Below are 16645 nucleotides of genomic sequence, written 5' to 3'. Positions count from 1 at the left end.
TATCTCTATAATTAAAGGTTTTTTCCTTGGAAAAATTGGTTTGTATCATTTATTGAGTTAGTGAGAAGGTTTATATTGTAGAATATATAATAGAGGGAAATAAATCTGTTTTTTTTAAGATTTTTCTTGTTGTATTCTGTCTCTTAAGGATTTATTGCATTTTGATAAAGCTGAGATTCCATCATGTGGTCATTACTTTTTATGATAAATTCTTTAGGAAAAATTTTCTGGATCGGAGTTTTATTTTAATAGAGGGGGAAATACCTGAAGTTTAACTATAGGAGATAAAAATGTTTATTACAAACGCTTATGCTCAAGTTGCAGGCGATGTTCCCGGTGGATTTTCATTTGTTAGTGCTGTCCCGTTCATTTTAATTTTTGCAATTATGTATTTTTTTATAATTCGTCCACAGCGTGCACAAATGAAAAAACGACAAGAAATGCTTAATGCAATACGTCGTGGTGATACAGTTATAACGGGTGGTGGCATTATCGGCAAAGTTACGAAGGTTCACGATGAAAGTGGCGAATTAGAGGTTGAAATTGGTGAGAGTATGAATATTCGTGTTCTTCGCTCAACATTGTCTGATGTACGCGTTAAAGGTGAACCAATTGCAGAAAAAAAATCAAAGCTTCATACTAAAACAAAAACACCACAAAAGTCTAAATCTAAAACAACAGCGAAAGAAAATGTGAGTGTATCTAAAGAAAAAAAAGCTATATCAAAGGAAAATAAGGAAAATGCATCTTAAGGTGGAGTTGTAGTTTATTACATTTTTTAAAGCATTTTTATAAAAAGTATTGAAATATAAAGATAGTTTCATTGAAGGAGTAGCTTTTATAGTCGTTACAGAAGATGGTTTTTTTCTTTAAATTATTAAAATAGTTGTTTTATTTATAGAAGATTACGGAAAATTTTCCTGTCCTTTAAGCAACATCATTATTTTTATAAAGAGATATTTTTTATTTTCGAGTAAATAAGCTGAGGAAATTTTTTAAAAGGTAGATTTATTTGAACATATAGCATTTAATCGCGGTTTGTTGTCAAATTTTCATCTATTTGTTGTAGGAGAAGATTAGGGAGTATATAAAAATTTCTAATCTCAATGCTCTTATAAGCGAGGGTTAACATATCAATGTTTGTATCAACCTTCCATTAATTTTTGTGGGAGGTAAAAGGCAGTTGGACTTATCAAAAATAAAGGGTGCTTATTCATGTTCGATGCAATTCAAATTCGTGAGGCGCATTTTCCAAGTCGTGCACCTATTGATGCTTATGGAAATGGTGGGTTTCGTTTTGCTGATATGTCTCATAGAGGTTCTATTATTTGTGTCCCATCAGGTATTTATGGCATTGATATGGCAGGACCTATTCCTACTCAAGGGGATATATCTCGTGTTTTAGAAGAAGCATCTGAAATCGAAGTTTTATTAATAGGTACTGGAATTGAATTATTGCGATTACCTGAAGAGTTACGGGTTCTTTTATGGGAAAAACGTATTTCATCTGATACAATGAGTACGGGAGCGGCTGTACGTACATTTAATGTTTTATTGGCTGAAGATCGCGCTGTTGCTGCGTTATTATTTGCGGTAGAATAAAGTGTTATTTAATAATAAATTGCTCTAGTTCATTATGAAAAGTTTGCATAATTATTAATTGGATGAATTTTATGATCAGTGCATTTTCTATAAAAAGATAGCATTGTCATCCATTCAATCAAGAAGTGTTTTGCGTTGTTTGTTGTTCTAAGTTTTACTGTGCATGTTACGGTTAGTTTTTAGCTGTTTTTACTACGAATGAAAGTTTTAAGTCCGATAAGACAAATTTTATCAAAAAAGTTATTTATTTAATTTTTAAAAATTTCTTTCTGAAAAGAAAAAAGTAATTGGAGCAAATAATGAAAGAATGATATCAATAAAAATGCTTTTATTATTTGGAGAAATGTAAAGCAATACCATTAGCTATGAACAGATAAGTATTTATAACGATCACATTAATATTAGCAAAATGTGATATGATTTATGTAGAAAAATCTGTAAAAATTATACTTTATCCGATTTTACAGAATTATTTGATTACTATAGTAATATTATTAAGTTTCGCACTTTAAAGGCTATGATTGGTGATATACGAATAAAGAATCTAAAGAAATTATTGGCTCGCAGTTTATAATTTTTTATAAAGATTTTTTGAAAAAACAGAAATTGATGGCGAGGAAATATTTAGCCTTTATAAGGATTGTGTAGGGATTTTTGTTGACTATAATTTAACAGATAGAGGAAATGGTTTAGCAAAACTACAGTAGCTTGTTATCAGTAGAGCTAATTTGGGTGTGAAATTTTCTTTTGATGACTTTCAACTTCAGGATGGTGAATGTTCACACTATTTCAAGATATTCTTTATGACGCAAGTAATTTTTATGAATTTTGCGAAAAAATAATTAAAGTTCATGTGAAATAGTTTTTTTGTGTATTGGTTTTATTTAAAAAATTATAAACACTAAGTTACTGTTTTTCCGTTACTTAAAAAATGTGAATATTATCATTATTAGAAAAAAGTTAAAACATATTAGAGAATAATAATTGGGGGGAGTTCATGAAAAATTTTATATTATCTGATCTCGAAAAATTAATTGATAAATATAGTGATCGTATCGATTTTGGCCCTACCATTGATGATATACAGATTAAAAAGGCTGAAGAAACTATTGGTTTGCCATTTACAACCTCTTACAAAAACTGCCTGAAAAGTTTGGGAATTTCAGAAATTGGTTGTGATGAAATATTGACCGTTTATGAGGATAGTGTAGGGTCTCCTACTGATTGTGTTACTGCTGGTGATATTGTTTATCACCACTTACTCGATATAAAAAATGGTTTAGCTAGGCCACAGCAGCTTATTGTTTGTGAAAATACTTTTTGTGAGATACTTTACTTTGATTACTCTCAATTTCAAGACGGTGAATGTCTACTTTATTTCAGGTTTCCAGCTGGTGCTTCATATTATTACGCCAGCAATTTTTATGAGTTTCTCTATAAAAGAATTAAGGTTAATTTTGAATAATTTTTTAAATTGAGGTTGAAAACAGCTGTTGAATAAAAAATGGGGGAGATTGATTGGTATGCGCTCTTTCATCATTGAATTCGTTGAGAATAGAAGTGTGTCATGATGCAAACCAAAGATGTAACAAAAATTTAAAAAAAACTTGGTTGGGCACCCTATCGCGATGATATCGGTCGTCACCATGCTTTTTATTATTTATCTGATCGTTTTGTAAGCATCGACTACGAGGTAAAATATGGGTGGAGGGATAGAAAGCTTATGCTAGTAGCAAATCTCAGCACTATCCCCTATATTCTTGCTTGGGAATATATTAGGGGTAAGAGATTTTGCTTTGAAAGTATACTTTTTTCAGAAGATAGATATTTTGATGTTAAAATGAAAGACCTTTCTGAAAATCGTATTCAGGAGTCCTTAAACAAGATAATCACATGGGCAAAAACACAAAATATTGAACAAAAATTACACCAAGAAGTTTCCAATGGTAGCTCTAAAAGCTCTGCGGTTGCTCGAGTTTTGCTCGGTGATAGAGAGTCATTAAAGTCTTGTAGTCCTACATCAAATTTGAATATATTAGAATTTTCTGGTTACAAAACAACAACATGGGTTGAGCGTCTTCTTCTTTTTGCACAAGCCTATAAAAAGGGCGAGTTGGATGATATTTTGGTGTGTATAACACCTCAAAAGCGGCTAACGAGCCTAACAACGGTACCAATATTTTAAAAGTTCATGGTTGGATTGCAACAGCCCCTGGGAAAATGTGGTTAGTTTTACCTGACCGTTTTGTTAAATTTCATTTTGATTTGTGGTATCTCAATGATAAATTAAATGTCTATATTAGTGCCATAACGTCTACAGAAGAGCTTTCTAGAGCCTGCTGGTATATTCATTATGGTAAAGCTTACGAACTTGTATGACCTGAGAATATTTATCCAACTTTTACCAGTCTTGGAAAAGGTCTTAATATTTATTTTGATACACCCACAAAGCGAGAACTTATCAACATTTCTGAGCGGGTAATTCAGTGGGCTCGTACTCAGGATTTTGAGGCAGAAATAAAAAAAAGAGTGCCTATTCAACATATCTTCAAGCATCTAGTTCTTGCTCCCATATGATCTGGCATTTGGCTTGCTTAGCGTCGACGGGTAAGATTGAGGCCTTGAAATCTTATCAAAATTTTCTTGAAACAAACAAGGTTGCTCAATATGCGACAAGCTATTCTCTCTTTAGCTGTGTTAATCGCGCTGTTGAATTTGCTGAAGAACATTTTATTCCGTGTGGACCTAGTGAAAAAGCAAATTTTATAGGGCGGATGATGTTTTACTTCATGGTATCGCCTTTGCTTTATCGAGTGATAATAAAACCTTTCACCTTGATTACAAAAGCATTTTTGCACATGGTCAGTTGGATTCGGTCAAAAGCACGAGAAAGCTTTATTTCGAGAGTATTACGATTTGGGCAGATGAAAAATTCAAATGAACAAAAGGTAAAGGATATTATAGGTTCGCAAGATTGGATTGTTCTTAATACCATTGTTGAACAATTAAAAACGATGGGTTGGACAACTTACCGCGATAAAAACTACAATTATAATGCTTACTTTATAAGCAAAGACCGGCTTATCAACATAGTATATAGTCTTGAGAGGGAAGGCAAAGAGTTGATTATCACATTCAAAGCTTCACTTTCAACGCTTAGCTTCTCTACTATTTATCGAGATATTTTTCCAACGAGATCTCAATATACGTCCATTAAAGAGGCGGAAGATATATATACAATCTCTGATATTGCTATGAAGCAAGGAAAATTGAAACAGGTTTGTGCAGACATTTTTGAGTGGACTCATCAGCAAAATGTACAAAAAATTATCTCTGATTATGCAGTTTTATCACCAAATAATGAAGCTGATCTTGCAGAGCGCCACCTTGTTGCCCTTATTCTCATGGGGGATGTTAAAACGCTCAAATTTTATAAAGAGAGTTTTAGAGTAGGAAAGCATTTAGATTTTTCTGAAGAGATTACGAAAGATCTTATGAATCGTGTCCTTATTCTTGCACGACGTTATTGATTAGGTTTCAAAGAGTCTTTTTCACCTTTGAATCTTGATGCTAAAATAATGCTTTTTACAGAAGAAGAGACTTTTTTAACCATGAAAAGTACAAGAACGCTTTTCATAAGTTTAGGTTGGTTTGTTTATGGAATTGAGGGAAAAGAGAATTTTCTAGCAATCTACCAATTGCCAGATCGCGAGGTGCAAATTTTATACAATGACGAAATTACAACAGCTTCTCCGCGATTTGATGTTGGGTTTTCGGTTACTACAGGCATTCTTTCTGCTGTTTGTAGAGCAATTGATTCCATAAATTCTCAAAGTTTACCGGATCTACAACTTTATTTTAATAAAAATGGGCTGAAAATTGTTGAAGAAAAGATTAATGCAAGTCGCCTAGAGTTAGAGCTTGATTATACTTTAGAATGGGCAATGGAAAGTATAGATCTTCTTCAGCGTATTGGTTTTAGGTATGGTATACCCCCTTGGCAAATGAGCAAAATTGATGAGTGTGACAATGCACATTATAGTTTACTTCATATTGGTACGCTTGCTTTTTTGAATAATATTGAGTCCTTACAATCTTATCACAAAAGCTTTGTGGAAAGAGAACATTTAGGTTTTGATAATAATACTCAAAAGCACCATCTTGAACGTGCAATGGTTATGGCAAAAAAAATAGCAAAGGTAAAGCAACCAAGCTACGATTTGATTAAGAAGATGGAAAAGAGTTTTCTAGCTGCTTAGAGATTGCATTCTATTTTGGTTAAAAAATAACTTCTGACGCAAATAATAACAAAGAATATCTATTGACATTAAAGATGCTTTCATCGAGTGCATTTATATGCCGTAAAAGGGGGGGAGCTCCACCGTAGAGATTGGCAAGGAGTCCAATTAAAAGTATATTTCCGTTGTTCATATATGCTTTAAGATGCTTATTACCTGTTTTTTATTTTAGTGAAAATATAAGGGCGAATAATAAGCTTTCGTGAGGGTTGCTTTATTTATTAATTTTTATTCTAAAAATACCCATTATATTTTATAGCAGAAAGTCTGTTGTTAAGCGTATTGGCGTGGTGTAATTGATTCTGCAAAGAAAAAGGTAAAAACAAATAGAGTTTCTTGATTTTATTATGCTTTTGAGAATACTCTCTCTCATAGGGTGGTACTATTTTAGTGCAAAACCAACTTTTAAAAAAATAAAATATTTTGGATGTTTGGTGCGGTTAAGAAAAGTACTTAGAAAAGAATCCTTAACTTATAATACATTAAGAGACACATTTAAAAATCTTATTTCTAAGCTGTATTTTCTGACTCTCTTATTTTTTAATAGTGAATAAAAAAGAATATTAATTTAATTGCTAAAGAAGGAACGTTAATAGGTTCATAGCATGATAGGTTCTCTTCCTTATTGTCTTGATATTTTACGGACCATAGATCGTGACCGCTATATATCGGTTTTATTTGCGCCTAAAAAAAAGCGCAAAGCATTGGCTGCTCTTTACGCATTTAATGCTGAAGTTTCTCGTATTCGCGAAAATGTACATGACCCACGCATAGGAGAAATACGGTTACGTTGGTGGTATGATTCTATTGTTCATGGTGAAATGCAAACGAGTGGAAATAATCCGATTTTGACTGATCTATTGACAGCAATGACTCTTTTTAATTTACCTAAGACCGCTTTTTTACGTTATTGCGATGCACAAATTTTAGATCTTTATCACAATCCAATAGAAACGCTTCATGAGCTTGAGCATTATTATGGTGAGACAGCAAGTATCATTTTACAGCTTTCTTGTCAGATATTAGATCCTAATGTTGCACAAGATTTTACAGATATCTATGAACATGGAGGGATTGCTCAAGGATTAAGCGGTGTATTACGCCTTTTATCATTCATGCAATCACGATATCATTATTATTTACCTACTGATATGTTGAAGGCTGTAGGGGTGAAGAGGGAAGATTTAGAATCTCATCGTTTCAGTGATAAACAAAAGGGCTGCATTGTTGAATCTATGGTAGCATTATCACGCGATCATTATAGCAAATTTTACACGTATTCTCGTGTTTTACCTAGAGCTTTTAAGCCAGCATTTCTTCCATTGGTAATTATACCGGCTTCTCTTCAAAAAGCTCTTCAGCTGGGGGCGGAAATTTTTCAAGAAAATGCAACTTTGCCATTGATACATCGCTATTGGTTGATAACAAGGACAGCAATAAGTGGTAATTTTCCAAAAACATTGTAAAAGAACATTGTTACGTCGAAATTAAACCGATTTTTTCGTATTGAAGAAAGAAGGAGATATGGTGCTTTCAAATCATTTCTTTATTATCAAGAAACGGTGATGTGTTGGTGGCTATGAGTGCAAAAGAATAAGAAATTTTATAATCTTGAAAAAACAGTATATTTTCTCATCAAGTAATATATTTTATTCGTGTATTGGATAGGGGAGATGCAGAGAAGGCAAAATATGAGATAAAGTTTAATACATTCGTTCGTTTGGTGAAGAACTTTTGATATTGAGTAGTCTGAATGTATTGGTCGCATCTCATTTATAAATGAAATACAATTTCTATTTTATTATTGAGAAAAGTTATCTTAACAGCCTATTAAGTCTCTAGAAAAAACTCTAATTTTTGAGAAAGTGTGAAGCTATAATTGATAATTATTGTGATATGCGAACATATTGATTGAGAACTCATTTTTTTCTCATATTGAATGAGAATCTTGAATAGAAAAGGATTTCTTCATTTTAAATTACTTTTATAATGAATTTTAAAAATATTTTATATATATCATAAGACGTATATCAATGAAAGTCATTTAAGAAGAAGCAATAGGCTCCTTATGAATGAATATTAAGAGTAGCAGTCGATGATATAATAGTAAATCTATTGAGTTCCTCCATTTTTATGCTTATGGAGAAGAAAGCCGGCACCATCATTATATTGGCTAGCTTGGGGGGCTACAGCTCTTGGCTTTAAGACGGTTCATAAGAGCTACTTTCAGTCCTTTTTTAACAATTTTTATCCACACACGCATCCCGCTTTTATATGCAAGCAAGTGGTTTTAATTGATTCAATATACACAGATTTGAAATGAGAGAATCTTACAATATTCGGGACTCTCATTCAATATACAAAACAGTAAATTATCATTATAAATCAGTACATTGTCAATAAATGACAGGAGGGATATATAGCTTAATTAGCGACAACATTTACAGCCTTTGGATGGGTAATATTTCTTCATGCGTTGAAAAAACGATTCTACATTCCATTTAGCATTTTCTCGCAAATCTATACATGTACTGATTTGCGAGAAAATTAATCATTATACAAATGCTGCTTCTAAGATATAAGCAAATAAAAGATCTATCTTACCTCTTTAATGATAAACGAAGAGCGATAGACACTTTATCAAATAAGCCCTTTAAATTATGCACACTCTTTTTACTGGAGAGCGTTAAAGATCTGATTATAATTCGTGCTATTAATTTCCAAAGGATGTTCTTTATTGGCAACTTGTAGCATTTCTAGCTTAAGATCTTCTCTTATCATCATATCTATATTGGCGCGGACCTTAGTTGAAAGAGTATGAGACGTGATATCTTTAGGCATTGTTACAGTCTTTATTTGATAAATGATACGGTTTGTTGCAACCGGTCCTTTTATGACACCATAATGACCTTTGGGACCAGAAAACAAGGCTTTAACACCTTCAGCACCAAGGACTTCAGATGAATCTTGACGCCGGAGGGCTGGTGTTGTTTGTTTTGTAACACCAAGGGTATGAGCAAGAGCAACAAGACTTTTTCCTTCCGTGAGCTGTTTGAGAGCATTTTTGGCTTTTTCATCAAGAAGACGTTGGATTTCCTCATTTTTCCATTGAGAAAGAACATCTAGCTTAGCTTCTTCAAGTGTCTTATCGCGGGCAGGAATAATTTTATCGACCTTATACCAGAGATACCCACCATTTTGAAAAGAGAGAGGATCAAGATCGACACCTTCGTTTGATTGATAGATGGCATTCAGTAAAATATCTTTTTGAGGTAAATCCGTGAGTATTGCACCTTCAAGCGTTTTTCCCGTTTTATCAATGGTAATTGTGCGCAAAGATAACTTGTATTGGTCAGCTAACTCTTTGAGAGAAGCACCCTCAAAACGAGCATTTTCAATGGCTACATAATTGTTACGGATATCATCCGTAGCACGATTTTTGGCAAGTATTTGGCGAATATTTTCTTCTACACTTTCAAAAGGAAGAGAGCTTGAGGGTTCAATATGTGTGATGCGAATGATAACAGGTCCCTGTAAGTCATTGATTACAGCACTGACTTTCCCTTGTTGGAGTTCAAAAATTTCGGATGCTAGATGGCTAGGAAGTTCATTTTCTGCGAGAGGCCCTTTTTGTATGTCATTAAGAGTCTTTTTTTCAGCTTTTACCAGTTCATCAAAACTCAATCCATCGGCTATTTTTTTTGCTGCATTATCGGCTTCTTCGCGTGAGGGGAATCGCAGTTCTTCGAATGTACGCTTTTCAGGGGTTACAAAACGTGAAGCATTTTGGGTATAATAAGCTTTTGCCTCATCTGTTGGGATATCTTTAGGTTTTACGAAATCATTAAGTTCCATAGATAATAAAGAGACAGTGCGGTATTCTGGAGTACGAAATTCATTTTGATGTGTTTCAAACCATTTTTGCAGTGTTTCGTCATCAGGATCAGCCGTTATTTCCTTTTCTTTTAGATCAATCATGAGATAATCTGCGATACGCATTTCTCCTTGATAAAGAGCAAGTGCTTTATAGAAGAGATCTGGTGCTTTCATATCAGAGAATAAAGCTGAAATAATTTGGTTACGCTTTTCTTTTCTGGTGTAATAATTAAGAAAAGCACTTTCACTGATACGTAAATGCTGAAGATAGTTATAAAATAAATTTTTATCAAAAGTGCCATTTATTTGGAACATATTATCAGTTCCAATCATACGCGCTATTGTATCTTTTGAAAGACTTATTTTCATTTTACGGGCTTGTTCATCAAGCAGTGTATTTTGTTGTAATTGATTAAACACAAAAGCGGGAATTTGGTATTGCTGCATTTCATTTGGCGTAAACATTCGTCCAAGATGAGCGGCATGTGCTAAACGTGCGCTTTGATCGGCAAGAGCGAGACGATAATCATCGACAGTTACTGTGGATTTTCCAGAAGTAATAAGGCCTCTTTCATTTTTGGTGTGTAACTGTGGTATCCCCCATAAAAGAATGAAGCATAAGAGTAAAATAGCAAGGAAAATTCTGGCAATCCAAGAATTTGCAGCATTTCTTACGATGTCAAGCATTGTTTAATTCCACTTTTAACATGAGTTATTATCAAAGCAGTAACGGAATTTGCAACAAAGACACGAAAGATGCAAGCTTTAAAGACTTGCTTTCATTTTATAATTTGGTACTTACAGATAAATAATATATTATAATAGCTCTTGAGGTGAAAATATGTCTCCAAATATTCGGCCTTTTCTTGCTGGAAATTGGAAAATGAATGGAACGAGTGAATCGCTTGGAGAGTTGCGTGCTATTGCTACAGGCGTTAGCTCTGATCTAGATCATTTGTTTGAAGCTTTAATTTGTGTTCCAGCAACGCTTTTATCGCGTGCTTCTGATACGCTGGATGGTGAAAATCTCCTTTTAGGAGGACAAAATTGTCACTTTGATGATTATGGCCCTTATACAGGAGATATTTCAGCTTTTATGATTAAAGAAGCGGGAGCAAGTCATGTTATTATCGGGCATTCAGAACGTCGTACAGTGTATCAGGAAAATGATGCTATTGTTTGCGCCAAAGTGCAAGCAGCGTGGCGAGCAGGGCTTGTGGCTCTTGTATGTATTGGTGAAACATTGGAAGAACGCAACAATAATAAAGTGCTGGATGTTCTCGCACAGCAGCTTGAGGGATCTTTACCAGATGATGCAACAGCAGAGAATATCATTATCGCTTATGAACCTGTTTGGGCGATAGGCACCGGCAATACAGCAACTGTAGAAGATATTGCAAAAGTGCATCATTTCATTCGTGATGAGATGTGCTCTCGTTTTGGGGAGGAAGGGAATAATATGCGCCTTCTTTATGGTGGATCAGTAAAACCATCCAATGCATTTGAGCTTTTAAGCATTGCTCATGTTAATGGTGCTTTGATAGGTGGAGCAAGTTTAAAAGCGATTGATTTTTTAACTATTTGCGATGTTTATCGTAAATTATAGCGGAGAAATTTGAGTTACCCCTTGGATTGTGTATTATTTATGTGTAAATAACCATGAAAGAGTTATTTGAAGAGCAGGGTTTATGCAAACAGTACTTATTGTTATTCATTTATTGATTGTGATTACTTTGGTTGGCGTTATATTAATCCAACCTTCAGAAGGTGGTGGGCTCGGTGTGAGTAATAGCTCAGGGTTGATGAAAACTCGTGGATCTCGAAACCCTTTAACACGTTTGACTGCTATTTTAGCCTGTTGTTTTTTTGTTGTGTCTATTGGACTTACCGTGGTGAGTAATATATCAAATTCTAGTTCTGATATTTTAAAGCGTATACCGGTTAATTCAGAGCAGAATTCTACCGATAAAGGCTCAGGATTAGTCCCATCATCAGATGGTGAGTCTTCCCCTTCTATTCTTGAGCAGCTAGGAGGTCCTTCGAATTCTCCGCAGGAACAGAAACAGTCCACAAATCCTGAAGCAGAAAGCCCAGTTCCACCGGTTCTTGAAAATACAGTTCCGGATAACAGTACAAAATAGTTTTTTAAGAAAATATAGACTTTTTAAAAAAGGTGATTTTTTCACCTTTTTTATTTTAGAAGAAAAATTGTTTCTTTTTGCATTTTTTGCTGGAAAAATCATTATAAATTGCTTATCACCATAAGCCCATGGCACGTTATGTTTTTATTACTGGTGGTGTGGTTTCTTCCCTTGGAAAAGGCATCGCAGCAGCGGCGTTAGCAGCGTTATTACAGGCTCGTGGCTATCGCGTACGTCTTCGCAAACTTGATCCTTATTTAAATGTTGATCCAGGTACGATGTCACCTTATCAACATGGTGAAGTATTTGTGACCGATGATGGTGCAGAAACGGATCTTGATCTTGGTCATTATGAGCGTTTTACTGGGCGTTCTGCAAATAGCCAAGATAATATTACAACAGGGCGTATTTATCGCAATATCATTGAACGAGAGCGGCGTGGTGATTATTTGGGGGCAACAGTCCAAGTTATTCCTCATGTTACGGATGAAATTAAGAGATTCATTACGACGGGAAATGAAGAATTTGATTTTGTTTTGTGTGAAATAGGTGGGACGGTTGGTGATATTGAAGCAATGCCTTTTCTAGAAGCGATTCGTCAGCTTCGTAATGATCTACCGAGACAAAATGTCGTTTATGTCCATCTCACCTTAATGCCTTATATTCCTTCCGCAGGTGAATTAAAAACGAAACCAACACAACATTCTGTCAAAGAATTACAATCAATTGGTATTTCTCCTGATATTTTGCTTGTGCGTGCAGATCGATCTATTCCAGAAACAGAGCGGTACAAATTATCACTTTTTTGCAATGTTCGCTCCAATGCAGTTATTCAGGCATTAGATGTGCCAACAATTTATGATGTTCCTATGGCATATCATAAGGAGGGTTTAGACTCTGAAGTTCTTTGCGCTTTTGGAATCGATTCGGCACTTTCTCCTCAGATGGATCGTTGGAAAGATATTACGCATCGCATTCATCATCCTGAAGGAGAAGTTACGATTGCTGTTGTAGGAAAATATACGGGCTTAAAGGATGCTTATAAATCCCTTATCGAAGCGATTGCGCATGGTGGTTTAGCGAATAAAGTGAAGGTTAATATTGAGTGGATTGATTCGGAACTTTTTGAAAAAGAAGATTCTGTCTCAGCTTTACAAAAAGCCCATGGCATTTTGGTTCCAGGTGCTTTTGGTGCACGAGGGTCTGAAGGGAAGATTCGAGCAATTCGATTTGCACGAGAGCGTAAAGTTCCATTTTTAGGGATTTGTTTTGGAATGCAATTAGCTTGTATAGAAGTTGCGCGTAATATTGCTCAGATTGAGAATGCTTCATCAAGTGAATTTTGTGAAACAGAAAATCCAATTGTAGGTTTAATGACAGAATGGCTCAAAGGCGATGTTCTTGAAAAACGTACAAGAAATGGTGACCTCGGCGGTTCGATGCGTCTTGGTGCCTTTGCGGCTGAATTAAAAGAAGGGAGTCATATTGCCAAAATTTATGGGATGACAAAGATTGTCGAGCGGCATCGTCATCGTTATGAGGTCAATATCGATTATAAGGATAAGTTAGAACAGTGTGGTTTGATTTTTTCTGGTATGTCTCCTGATGGTATTTTACCAGAAACGATAGAGTATGTAGATCATCCATGGTTCATTGGTGTTCAATATCATCCAGAATTAAAATCACGTCCTTTTGATCCACATCCGCTTTTTTCTTCTTTTATTGAAGCCGCTGTAGAACAAAGTCGATTAGTTTAATATATAAATTTGGCTACTTTGCTTTTGAGGAATAAAATGTCTAAACCAAATGCCACTGTGAAAGTTGGAAATATTATTTTTTCAAATGAAATGCCTCTTTCATTAATTGCGGGTCCGTGTCAGATGGAAAGTCGAGATCATGCTTTTGAAATGGCTGGTCGTATTAAAACAATTACCGATCAAGTTGGTATGGGGTTTGTTTATAAATCAAGTTACGATAAAGCCAACAGAACCTCTTTGAGTGCGGCACGTGGTATTGGTCTTGAAAAAGCAATGGCTATTTTTTCTGATTTAAAAAAGGAGTTTGATTGTCCCATATTAACTGATGTGCATACGGAAGAGCAATGTACAATTGTTTCTTCTACGGTTGATATTTTACAAATACCGGCTTTTTTATGTCGTCAAACAGATCTTTTGGTAGCAGCTGCCAAAACAGAATGTGTTATTAACATTAAAAAAGGTCAGTTTTTAGCTCCGTGGGACATGGAGAATGTTTTAAAAAAGGTTGTTTACAGTGGTAATTCGAATGTCTTGCTTTGTGAGCGAGGCACGTCATTTGGTTACAACCGACTTATTTCTGATATGCGTTCGTTGCCTATTTTGCGTTCATTGGGTGCTCCTGTTATTTTTGATGCAACACATTCTGTTCAAGAGCCGGGTGGTCATGGTTCTTCATCTGGTGGACAGCGTCAATTTGTTGAAATTTTAGCGCGTGCGGCTGTTTCTGTTGGGGTCGCAGGTATTTTTTTAGAAACGCATCAAGATCCAGATAATGCGCCTTCTGATGGACCCAATATGATTAAAATTGATGATTTACAAAGATTGCTTGAGACTTTAATGGAATTCGATTATCTGTCAAAGAAACTGAATTGAGAAGAAAAAGTATTTCATTAATAGGTTGTTAGAAATGAATCGCGACTTTTATCGGGTAAGGAAATACATATGACTATAATTGTCGATATCATTGGACGTGAAGTTCTTGATAGCCGTGGTAATCCAACGGTAGAAGTTGATGTTCATTTGGAAAATGGTGCGTTTGGTCGTGCTATGGTTCCTTCGGGAGCTTCAACGGGAGCACACGAGGCTATAGAACTTCGTGATGGTGGTTTGCGCTATCAAGGAAAAGGTGTTGAAAAAGCAGTTGCTGCAGTCAATGGCGAAATTCTTGAAGAACTTGGTGGTCGGGATGCAACAAATCAAATCGCTATTGATCAAGCCATGATTGCTTTGGATGGAACGCCAAACAAAGCCCGTCTTGGTGCCAATGCACTTCTTGGTGTTTCATTAGCTGTTGCAAAAGCAGCTGCGGCTTCATTAAATTTACCTTTGTATCGTTATATTGGGGGTACACAAGCGCATATTCTTCCAACACCTATGATGAACATTATTAATGGTGGCGTTCATGCTGATAACTTGATTGATTTTCAAGAGTTTATGATTATTCCTATAGGAGCGCCTACCGTTAGAGAAGCAATACGTTATGGTGCTGAAATTTTTCATGCCTTGAAAAAGCGTTTAAAGGGTGCAGGTTATAATACCAATGTTGGTGATGAAGGTGGTTTTGCACCTCAATTTAAAAGTGCTGATCAAGTAATTGATTTTATTATGGAATCTATCATAACATGTGGTTATAAACCAGGGGAGCAGATTGCCATTGGTTTAGACTGTGCTTCAACCGAATTTTATAAAAATGGTTCATATTTTTATAAAGGTGAGGGGAAATGCCGTGACATCCAAGAACAGGTAGAGTATTTAGTGCAACTTGTGAAAAGTTATCCTATTGTTACAATTGAAGATGGAATGGCAGAGGATGATTGGGAAGGTTGGAAGCTACTCACGGATACAATTGGAGAAAAATGTCAGCTTGTTGGCGATGATTTGTTTGTAACAAATTCAGCACGTTTGCGTGATGGTATTAAAATGGGGGTAGGCAATTCTATCCTCATAAAAGTGAATCAAATTGGTACATTAAGTGAGACACTTGATGCTGTAGAAGTAGCACATAAAGCAGGTTATCGTACTATTATATCTCATCGTTCAGGCGAAACAGAGGATTCTTTTATTGCAGATCTTGCGGTTGCAACGAATTGTGGACAAATTAAAACAGGTTCTCTTGCACGTTCGGATAGATTAGCAAAATACAATCAACTTATTCGTATTGAAGAAATGCTAGGAGCCCAAGCGCGTTATGCTGGTGATGTATATCGTTGATAGTTGTGAGCACAAAGTGTGATAGTATGATATTATTTAGATTATGAAATTGAGATTTCTTATCAAAGACATATACGCAGTAATTTTATAGGTATTTAAATTTATAGGGATTAAGATGAGAGGTATAATTATTACTCAAGATCAAGGAATGTATCTCGTTTCGGGTGATGACGGTAAGCGTTATCAGTTTGCGACTTGGGATTGGTTGGGAAAGAAACCACCAAGGATTGGTGATACTGTTGATTTTGTCTATGAAGGCGGTGTGGTTAGTTCTGTTTTTCCGTTGTTGAGATCAAGTACAGAGAACTCAAAGATAATGTTTGCACTTCTTTGTTGGGTTGCAGGTATCTTTGGTGTTCATCGTTTTATGGTTGGGAGAGTTCGGACGGGTACTTTAATGCTCGTTTTATCTTTATCAGTTTTTGGATTGATGATTACCGGTATTTGGGCAATAGTTGATTTTATACTCATTGTTGCTGGAAAATTTACGGATAAAGATGGGAATCAGATCACAGACTTGTAAAAATCTTATAATAAAAAGGAGGTAATTTAGCCCGCTTTTTATTTTTATCAATATATTAAGTTCATAATAGCTCTGCGTTATTGTATTACATGTCTTTAATGTAAAATATTGAAAGGCTATGCACAGTTGAACAAAAATATTGAAAAAACTGTGCTATTTTATATAGGTAAAACAAAAGCGCAAATCAATTACAGCGTACTTTAGGTTGCTGCTTATAGCAGGGAAAACATTAGTTAT

General features: G+C 35.1%; 13 protein-coding genes and 1 pseudogene. 13 read left to right on the top strand and 1 reads right to left on the bottom strand.

Going from position 1 to position 16645, the window contains the following annotated elements; translation table 11 throughout:
- Positions 1–290: 290 nt before the first annotated feature.
- The 7 genes and pseudogenes from yajC to ACFIMW_RS00190 all read left to right on the top strand — a co-directional run bounded on the left by yajC (position 291) and on the right by ACFIMW_RS00190 (position 7366).
- A complete protein-coding gene (yajC, locus tag ACFIMW_RS00220; RefSeq protein WP_375607679.1) occupies positions 291–752 on the top strand; it encodes a preprotein translocase subunit YajC in 462 nt (153 codons plus the stop codon).
- Positions 753–1215: 463 nt separating this feature from the next.
- Positions 1216–1602, top strand: coding sequence for an Mth938-like domain-containing protein (locus ACFIMW_RS00215; RefSeq protein WP_375607678.1), 387 nt, complete (start codon positions 1216–1218; stop codon positions 1600–1602).
- Positions 1603–2599: 997 nt separating this feature from the next.
- A complete protein-coding gene (locus ACFIMW_RS00210; protein ID WP_375607677.1) occupies positions 2600–3067 on the top strand; it encodes an SMI1/KNR4 family protein in 468 nt (155 codons plus the stop codon).
- A gap of 147 nt (positions 3068–3214) precedes the next feature.
- Positions 3215–3787: pseudogene (locus ACFIMW_RS00205) on the top strand (DUF6990 domain-containing protein); the annotation flags it as partial.
- Between the two features lie 436 nt (positions 3788–4223).
- Positions 4224–5132, top strand: a complete 909-nt coding sequence (locus ACFIMW_RS00200; protein WP_375607676.1) for a DUF6990 domain-containing protein — start codon at positions 4224–4226, stop codon at positions 5130–5132.
- Between the two features lie 81 nt (positions 5133–5213).
- Positions 5214–5861, top strand: coding sequence for a DUF6990 domain-containing protein (locus tag ACFIMW_RS00195; RefSeq protein WP_375607675.1), 648 nt, complete (start codon positions 5214–5216; stop codon positions 5859–5861).
- A gap of 644 nt (positions 5862–6505) precedes the next feature.
- Positions 6506–7366, top strand: coding sequence for a phytoene/squalene synthase family protein (locus tag ACFIMW_RS00190; protein WP_375607674.1), 861 nt, complete (start codon positions 6506–6508; stop codon positions 7364–7366).
- A 1207-nt stretch (positions 7367–8573) separates the two neighbouring features.
- Here ACFIMW_RS00190 and ACFIMW_RS00185 read toward each other — a convergent pair.
- A complete protein-coding gene (locus ACFIMW_RS00185) occupies positions 8574–10463 on the bottom strand; it encodes a peptidyl-prolyl cis-trans isomerase (RefSeq protein ID WP_375607673.1) in 1890 nt (629 codons plus the stop codon).
- Between the two features lie 154 nt (positions 10464–10617).
- Between ACFIMW_RS00185 and tpiA the strand changes: the two genes are divergently transcribed.
- From tpiA to ACFIMW_RS00155, 6 genes are all read left to right on the top strand, one after another.
- On the top strand, positions 10618–11382 hold the full coding sequence (gene tpiA, locus ACFIMW_RS00180; protein ID WP_375607672.1) for a triose-phosphate isomerase: 765 nt from the start codon (positions 10618–10620) through the stop codon (positions 11380–11382).
- 82 nt (positions 11383–11464) lie between these two features.
- Positions 11465–11917: a preprotein translocase subunit SecG gene (secG, locus tag ACFIMW_RS00175; RefSeq protein ID WP_375607671.1), complete on the top strand. Its 453-nt coding sequence runs from the start codon at positions 11465–11467 to the stop codon at positions 11915–11917.
- A gap of 128 nt (positions 11918–12045) precedes the next feature.
- A complete protein-coding gene (locus ACFIMW_RS00170) occupies positions 12046–13674 on the top strand; it encodes a CTP synthase (protein WP_375607670.1) in 1629 nt (542 codons plus the stop codon).
- A gap of 36 nt (positions 13675–13710) precedes the next feature.
- Positions 13711–14547, top strand: a complete 837-nt coding sequence (gene kdsA, locus ACFIMW_RS00165) for a 3-deoxy-8-phosphooctulonate synthase (protein WP_375607669.1) — start codon at positions 13711–13713, stop codon at positions 14545–14547.
- A 69-nt stretch (positions 14548–14616) separates the two neighbouring features.
- On the top strand, positions 14617–15885 hold the full coding sequence (gene eno, locus ACFIMW_RS00160; protein WP_375607668.1) for a phosphopyruvate hydratase: 1269 nt from the start codon (positions 14617–14619) through the stop codon (positions 15883–15885).
- A 115-nt stretch (positions 15886–16000) separates the two neighbouring features.
- Positions 16001–16408: an NINE protein gene (locus ACFIMW_RS00155; RefSeq protein WP_375607667.1), complete on the top strand. Its 408-nt coding sequence runs from the start codon at positions 16001–16003 to the stop codon at positions 16406–16408.
- Positions 16409–16645: the final 237 nt, after the last annotated feature.

This window comes from Bartonella sp. AC329YNZD (genome assembly GCF_042196685.1).
Classification (GTDB): domain Bacteria; phylum Pseudomonadota; class Alphaproteobacteria; order Rhizobiales; family Rhizobiaceae; genus Bartonella.
The sequence above is the reverse complement of the archived record's forward strand: the minus strand, read 5'-3'. Positions and strand labels throughout refer to the sequence as shown.

Coding starts and splice junctions, on each gene's coding strand:
- yajC (WP_375607679.1), top strand. CDS start 291: ATGTTTATTACAAACGCTTATGCTCAAGTTGCAGGCGATGTTCCCGGT.
- ACFIMW_RS00215 (WP_375607678.1), top strand. CDS start 1,216: ATGTTCGATGCAATTCAAATTCGTGAGGCGCATTTTCCAAGTCGTGCA.
- ACFIMW_RS00210 (WP_375607677.1), top strand. CDS start 2,600: ATGAAAAATTTTATATTATCTGATCTCGAAAAATTAATTGATAAATAT.
- ACFIMW_RS00195 (WP_375607675.1), top strand. CDS start 5,214: ATGAAAAGTACAAGAACGCTTTTCATAAGTTTAGGTTGGTTTGTTTAT.
- ACFIMW_RS00190 (WP_375607674.1), top strand. CDS start 6,506: ATGATAGGTTCTCTTCCTTATTGTCTTGATATTTTACGGACCATAGAT.
- ACFIMW_RS00185 (WP_375607673.1), bottom strand. CDS start 10,463: ATGCTTGACATCGTAAGAAATGCTGCAAATTCTTGGATTGCCAGAATT.
- tpiA (WP_375607672.1), top strand. CDS start 10,618: ATGTCTCCAAATATTCGGCCTTTTCTTGCTGGAAATTGGAAAATGAAT.
- secG (WP_375607671.1), top strand. CDS start 11,465: ATGCAAACAGTACTTATTGTTATTCATTTATTGATTGTGATTACTTTG.
- ACFIMW_RS00170 (WP_375607670.1), top strand. CDS start 12,046: ATGGCACGTTATGTTTTTATTACTGGTGGTGTGGTTTCTTCCCTTGGA.
- kdsA (WP_375607669.1), top strand. CDS start 13,711: ATGTCTAAACCAAATGCCACTGTGAAAGTTGGAAATATTATTTTTTCA.
- eno (WP_375607668.1), top strand. CDS start 14,617: ATGACTATAATTGTCGATATCATTGGACGTGAAGTTCTTGATAGCCGT.
- ACFIMW_RS00155 (WP_375607667.1), top strand. CDS start 16,001: ATGAGAGGTATAATTATTACTCAAGATCAAGGAATGTATCTCGTTTCG.